This window comes from Brevibacterium sp. HMSC22B09 (genome assembly GCF_001806795.1).
Taxonomy (GTDB): domain Bacteria; phylum Actinomycetota; class Actinomycetes; order Actinomycetales; family Brevibacteriaceae; genus Brevibacterium; species Brevibacterium ravenspurgense.
Window position 1 is genome coordinate 1 of record NZ_KV786019.1, and the last position, 6621, is coordinate 6621.

5 protein-coding genes are annotated in these 6621 nt (G+C 62.1%); 2 read left to right on the top strand and 3 right to left on the bottom strand.

The genetic code is table 11. The features are described from left to right. Nucleotides 1-44 precede the first annotated feature (44 nt). The 3 genes from HMPREF3087_RS06165 to HMPREF3087_RS06175 all read right to left on the bottom strand — a co-directional run bounded on the left by HMPREF3087_RS06165 (nt 45) and on the right by HMPREF3087_RS06175 (nt 4010). Nucleotides 45-2408, bottom strand: coding sequence for a (Fe-S)-binding protein (locus HMPREF3087_RS06165; protein WP_218078853.1), 2364 nt, complete (start codon nt 2406-2408; stop codon nt 45-47). Nucleotides 2409-2482: 74 nt separating this feature from the next. Then, complete coding sequence (locus HMPREF3087_RS06170; protein ID WP_061942349.1) at nt 2483-2755, bottom strand: DUF4235 domain-containing protein; 273 nt, start codon at nt 2753-2755, stop codon at nt 2483-2485. Nucleotides 2756-2909: 154 nt separating this feature from the next. Continuing rightward, nucleotides 2910-4010, bottom strand: coding sequence for a VIT1/CCC1 transporter family protein (locus tag HMPREF3087_RS06175; RefSeq protein ID WP_070428481.1), 1101 nt, complete (start codon nt 4008-4010; stop codon nt 2910-2912). A gap of 224 nt (nt 4011-4234) precedes the next feature. On the opposite strand from HMPREF3087_RS06175, the gene HMPREF3087_RS06180 reads away from it, so the two are divergent. Together HMPREF3087_RS06180 and HMPREF3087_RS06185 are read left to right on the top strand one after the other, a co-directional pair. Continuing rightward, the gene (locus HMPREF3087_RS06180) at nt 4235-4690 is read left to right on the top strand and encodes a DUF3817 domain-containing protein (protein ID WP_070428482.1); all 456 of its coding nucleotides are present in this window, start codon (nt 4235-4237) and stop codon (nt 4688-4690) included. A gap of 98 nt (nt 4691-4788) precedes the next feature. Beyond that, entirely contained in the window at nt 4789-6282 is a 1494-nt protein-coding gene (locus HMPREF3087_RS06185; RefSeq protein ID WP_070428483.1) for a glutamate-cysteine ligase family protein, read from the top strand. Nucleotides 6283-6621: the final 339 nt, after the last annotated feature.

Sequence of the window (6621 nt, forward strand, 5' to 3'; positions counted from 1 at the left end):
GCCGCCGAAAATCGGCGGCGCCCCTTCAGACGTCAGTCAGTCGATCAGACCTCGGCGGGTTCCGGTGCGGATTCCGCTCCGCCCTGACCGCGCTTCACGCCGGCCAGCAGCATCTGCGCAACATCGAGAACCTCGACGCCCTCGGATGCGTTGCCCTCAGACTGTTCGGCGGTCAGACCGTCAGACAGCATGACGCGGCAGAACGGGCAGCCGACCGCAATCTGTTCGGCGCCGGTGGCGACGGCTTCCTTCGTGCGGTTGACGTTGATGCGCGAACCGATGGTCTCTTCCATCCACATGCGCGCACCGCCGGCACCACAGCAGAAGCTCGTTTCCTTCGAGCGCTCCATTTCGCGGTACTCCACGCCGGGCAGCGAGCCGATGAGCTCACGCGGCGGTTCGTAGATCTGGTTGTGGCGGCCCAGGTAGCAGGGGTCGTGGTACGTGACCGGGGTCTGCACCTGCTCACCTTCGGCCGGGGCGACCGGGGTGAGCTTGCCTTCGCGGACGAGCTTGTTGAGCAGCTGCGTGTGGTGGACGACTTCGAACTTGCCGTCAAGCTGCGGGTATTCGTTCGCGATCGTGTTGAAGCAGTGCGCACAGGTCACGACGATCTTGCGTGCCTTCATTTCATTGAGCACCTCGACATTGGCCTGAGCCAGCATCTGGTAGAGGAACTCGTTGCCCGCACGGCGAGCGGGGTCACCCGTGCATGATTCGCCATCGCCGAGGACGGCGAAGTCGACACCTGCCATGTTGAGAAGCTCCGCAGTTGCCTGCGTGGTCTTCTTGGCGCGGTCTTCGAAAGCACCGGCACAGCCGACCCAGAAGAGGTATTCGACTTCACCGAGGTCCTCGATGTCCGCACCGACCTGCTTGACTTCGAAGTCGAGGTCCTTGGCCCACTCGAGGCGCTTGCGCTGGGACATGCCCCACGGGTTCTGCTTGTTTTCGAGGTTCTTGAACAGACCGCCAAGCTCGGTGGGGAACGCCGATTCGATGAGCACCTGGTAGCGGCGCATGTCGACGAAGTGGTCGACGTGCTCGATGTCCACCGGGCACTGCTCAACGCAGGCACCGCACGTGGTGCACGACCACAGGGCGTCGGGGTCGATGACGCCGAGCTCTGCGAGTTCTTCGACGTCCTGCGCGCCGACGAGCGGGCGGACGGCCTCAGCCTGTGCGGCCTCCGACAGGGTGCCCAGAAGGTCGAGGTTTTCGTGCGGGTCGGAAATGCCCTCGTAGGCGTCCATTTCCTTCTGCCACGCGCGCTTGGCCTTCTTGTCGGCATCGTCGGCAAGAGGTGCCGGCGGCTGTGCTTCGGCCTGCGCCTTCTGCGCTGCTTCCAGCCACGGCGACTTGGCCGCAGCGTGGTTGCGCAGGTTGATCATCATGAGCTTGGGGCTCAGCGGCTTTTCCGTGTTCCAGGCGGGGCACTGGCTCTGGCAGCGACCACATTCGGTACAGGTGGAGAAGTCCAGCAGGCCCTTCCAGGTGAAGTCTTCGACCTTGCCGACGCCCATCGTGGTGGAGTCGTCCATTGCGTCGGGGTCAGAGAAGTCGAGCTCTTCGCCCTTGGACACCATCGGCTGGAGAGCGCCGAGCGAGGTGCGGCCGTTTGCGTGGCGCTTGAACCAGATGTTGAAGAACGCGAGGAAGCGGTGCCAGGCAACACCCATCGTGGGGGTGAGGGCGACGGTGACCATCCAGGCGTAGGAGATGAGGATCTTCGCCAGCGCGATCGCGACGATGAGGCCGGACACGACCGGAATCGACAGGCCGGAGAAGATTTCGCCGATCCAGAAGGTCAGCGGGAAGTGCAGGATGAGGTTTGCCTGGCCCTCGTGGCCCTGCAGCACGTATTCGAGGCCGCGCAGCAGTGCAATGCACAGGCAGACGCCCAGAATGGTGAACTCAACGTAGTAGGCCTGCCAGAAGTTCGAGCCGTAGAAACGCGACTTGCGCTGCGTGTCGAGTGTTTCGCCCTTGGGCTTCTTGGCTTGGCGAATGGCGATCAGCACGATGATGCCGATCAGGCCGGCCATCGCGAACAGCTCTGTGATCCATTCGTAGGGCACGAAGTGGCCGATCAGCGGCAGGGTTGCAGCCGGGTTGAACAGCTGCATGGTGGCCTGGGCGAGCGTGAGCGTGAGCACGCCGAAGGAGATCATGGTGAACCAGTGGGCGATTGCCACAACGGGCAGACGCGCCATCCGGGTGTGACCCAGGAACTCCTTGACGAGGGTGCCGGTGCGTGCGCCGGCGTCGTTTGTGCGCTCACCGGCGCGCGTGGGTGCGCCGAGCTTGAAGAACTGGACGAACTTGCCGATCCGCATCAGGAACATCGTCCAGCCGACGATGGTCGCAGCAACGCCGATGACGGCTGCGACGATCTGCAGGGCTGTCATGTGTGTTTTACCTCCGGGCGGCCCTTTCGCAAGGGCACTGAAAATCCATCAGAAAGATGGGCAGAAAAAGATGCTCAGTTGGATTCCGCAACAGCTTCGTTGCCGAATTGGCTGCGGATTGCCTGAGCGGCATAGCGCTGAACGACGATCTGGGCGATGGCCACACCGACACCCGAAACGATGGTCCAGGCGATGACTTCGGCCATGTCCGTATCGGTGTCATTGGGGTCGCTCGGAGCGGGACGGCCAAGCGATTTCTCCCAGGCCAGGCTGATTGCCTTGCGTGCGGCGATAGCGGCAAGCGCTCCTCCGCCTACGCCGATGACCTTCCAAGCGAGTTTGCCCATGGTGTCTCCTCAGATCAGTGTGGACCTCTGTGTGTTTTCAGTCTCACCAGGATACGACACAGACAGTTCACAGTGCGGTTTTGAGCTTCTGCCAGGGATGGTATCCCGGCCGCTGTCTCGTGCAGAAGTCGCAAGGCCTGAGGTAGGCGGGCGATCAGCCCGCGACAGAACCGAAAAGCAGACCCAGCGCGTAGGTGATGCCCGCAGCTCCCAGGCCGATTGCCAACTGGCGAAGAGCACGCGGCATCGGGGCCTTGCCGGAGAGCACGCCGACGACACCTCCCGTGAACAGCAGCGCCATGCTCACCAGCACGGCCGCGATCAGCAGCGGCAGGGTGCCGTCGAGTCCGAAGAAGTAGGGAATGATCGGGATGACGGCACCAGCGCTGAAGAACAGGAAGGAGCTCACGGCCGCTCCGAGACCAGACCCGGTGCCTTCGTGTTTGACCTGCGCAATCGAGTTCGGCAGGAAAGTGGCGCCACGGGGAGTGTGCGCCCTGCCGATGGCGGTGCGGGCGGCGAGCTCCGCCTCGTCCTCCTCCATGCCGCGGGCCTGGAAGACCAAGGCGAGCTCATTGGCGTTGATGTCGAGGTCCTGCAGGATCGTGTCAGCATCGGGTTCGGGGTTCGAGGCGTCGATCAGCTCGTGCTGGGAGCGCACCGAAATGTATTCCCCGGCACCCATCGACAGGGCACCGGCCAGGAGCCCCGAGATTCCCGTCAGAAGCACCTGTCCGCTGGTCAGACCGGCAGCGCCGACACCCATGACGAGTGCGAGGTTGGAAACAAGGCCGTCGTTGGCGCCGAAGACCGCGGCGCGGAAGTTGCCGGACATGTCAGACCGGCTCTTGGTGGCCAGCGCGCGCACGACTTCCGCGTGGACGCGTTCGTCGGCGGCCATCTGCTCGGTTGCGTACTCATCGACGATGTACGGGGAGCTGCTTTCAGCCTGCTGGGCCAGCGCCAGCACGAAGATCGAGCCGAACATGCGCGCAAACATGGCCAGAATGACCACGCCGAGGTCGGGTCGGCCCGGTTTGTCAGCGTGATGGCCCAAAAGTGTGCGCCAGTGCTGCTGGTGACGACGTTCGGCGTTGGCGATCGCCAAGAGGATCCGGCGTTCGTCGCCGGTCTTCTTCATGGCGAGGCTGCGGTAGACCCGCTCCTCAACGAGTTCGTTCGCCAGGTAGCGGCGCCACTGCCTGATGAGGCGCGGGTCGTCAGTCGCGGGAGTCGCAGGAGAATTCTGTTCCACACCGGCAATCGTAGGAGAGCGCTGTGCCGCAGTTTTTCTTAGCGCGGCTTAACCTCGCGAGTGCCGGCGGTTCTGAGGTTCCGCCGATTGCGGGTGCCCGGACAGTTTCATACTTTCGGCTGATGTCCGCACTCAGGACGGCCTGGAAAACTGGAAGTATCATCGCCCGGTCTGGCTTCTGTTCTGGCCAGGGCGTACGAGCACTGCACACAAGGAAAAGGTCAATGTCACCCAAGAGGCTGTTTTCGATTCTCGCCATTGCCGAGGCGATCACGTGGACCATGCTGATCATCGGCATGGTGCTCAAGTACGGCACCCAGACCACTGAACTGGGCGTGCGGATCGGCGGAGGCGTCCACGGTTTTGTGTTCCTCGCCTACTGCGTTGTCACGGTTCTCGTGGCGACTTCGGAGCGTTGGGGCAAGGCTCGCGGTCTGCTGGGGCTCGGTTCGGCCATCATTCCCTACGCCACCATCCCGTTTGAGATCTGGGCGCGCCGCAAGGGTCTGCTGCCCGAAAGCTGGAGCCTGGGTGAGCAGCGGCAGCCGGCCAATCCGTTTGAGCGGCTGTGCCTGTGGGCTCTGAAGAACCCGGTGCTGGCTGTCATCGTGGGCATTGTGCTGGTTTCGGCTCTGTTCGCCTTCCTGCTGTTCTTGGGTCCGCCGGTCCCGCAGAGCTGACTGTCGGGCTGCTTGCCCGGCTGCTTGCCCGGCTGATCGCACGAGGTGGAGCCCGGTTCGGGCTGGTTGAATGCCCGGGTTTGTGGTTGGCTTGATCTATGGGAGACGCAGTATCACGGGAGCGCTACACCCCGCGTGAGCGGACTGACTACCGTCGTGAGCTCAACGACGACCTAGAGACCTTTGACGCCTATCTGCAGCAGGCGGAGTTCGTCAGCCGCGGCACTATAGGCATGGAGCTTGAGCTCAACCTGGTCGATGAGCAGATGGCGCCGGCTCCTGTAAACCTCGATGTTCTCAAGACCCTTGACGATGCTGATTTCCAAAGTGAGATCGGATCGTTCAACTTCGAAATGAACCACCCGGTTCTCTCAGTTGAGGGCGATGGTCTGCGGGAACTTGAGGACGGTTTGCGCGAACGCCTCGATCGCGCAGCCGCTGCCGCCGTACAGCACAACTCTTCGGTCGCGATGATAGGCACTCTGCCGACGCTCACCGAGCAGTTCTTGGAAAGCCCCGAGTGGATCACTCCGGAGAATCGCTATAAAGCACTGAGCAACGCTGTCATGGACAGCCGCGGCGAACTGGTCACGATCGACCTTGCGGACCGCGAAGTGCTCAACCACGATTTCGAAGACATTGCCCCGGAGTCTTCGTGCACCTCTATGCAGCTTCACCTGCAGGTTTCGCCGGAGCGCTTTGCTGAGGCGTGGAACGCTTCGCAGGCGATTGCCGGTGTGCAGGCGGCACTGAGTGCGAACTCACCGCTGTTCTTGGGCCGCAAGGTGTGGCACGAAAGCCGCATCCCGGTGTTCGCCCAGGCAATTGAAACCCGTCCGCCGGAACTCATCGCCCAGGGTGTGCGGCCGCGCGTGTGGTTCGGCGAACGCTGGATCACCAGCATCTTCGACCTGTTCGAAGAAAACGTCCGCTACTTCCCGGCTCTTCTGCCGGAATCGCGCGAAGAGTCCGGATCGCCGATCATGCGCGGTCAAGCCCCAGCGTTGCACTACCTCAACCTGCACAACGGAACGGTGTGGCGCTGGAACAGGCCCATCTACGCACCAAGTTCTGACGGCTTGGCGCACGTGCGCGTGGAGAACCGTCTGCTTCCGGCCGGTCCGACCGTGGTCGACATGGTTGCGGATGCCGCGCTGTACTACGGCCTGGTCAAGTTCTTGGGAGAACAGACCCGCCCCGTGTGGTCGCGCCTTCCCTTTAAGACGGCAGAGAAGAACTTCATGACGGCTGCGCGCTCTGGGCTCTACGCCCGGCAGGAATGGCCCACGCTCGGGGCGATTGACGTTGCCAAGCTTGTGCACGAGCATCTGGTGCCGCAGGCACGTCGCGGTCTCGAGAAGCTGGGCGTGAACGAAAAGCTCATCGACCGCTATATGGGAATCATCGACGGTCGAGCGGTTGGTCGGCAGAACGGCGCGCTGTGGCAGCTGCGAACTTTGAGCAACATCAGGCCGAAGAAAGCTGCACCCGGAAGCCCCGAACGTCAGAAAGCTTTGGCGCTTATGCTCGAGCAGTACATGGAGAACCAGGCAAAAGGTGAGCCAGTCCACACATGGAAGATCGGCGAATAAGCCCGATTGCATCCCGGTGAGAGCCCCCAAGTTCCGCGAGAATTCAAGGAAACTGGGGCCTAAAAAATTATTTTCGCCGCGGAGTTGCATCTGCTGTTCAAGTGTGTGTAGAGTAGTCCTCGTTGCTCGGACGGAAAACACCGAAGCGAGCGGGCCCCAGGCCGAAGATCAGATCTTCCAAATGGCGCGGCCCCGCTTCCACTGGAACCGAAGTTCTTGCAGCAGAATCAATCTGATTCGCATAGTCCGTTAGGGCTGTGAACTTTCACCTTTGATGAAGTGCTCACTGTTGTGGGTGTGGATTTTTTGTGTGTCTGTTCTTTGTCAACTCAATAGCGT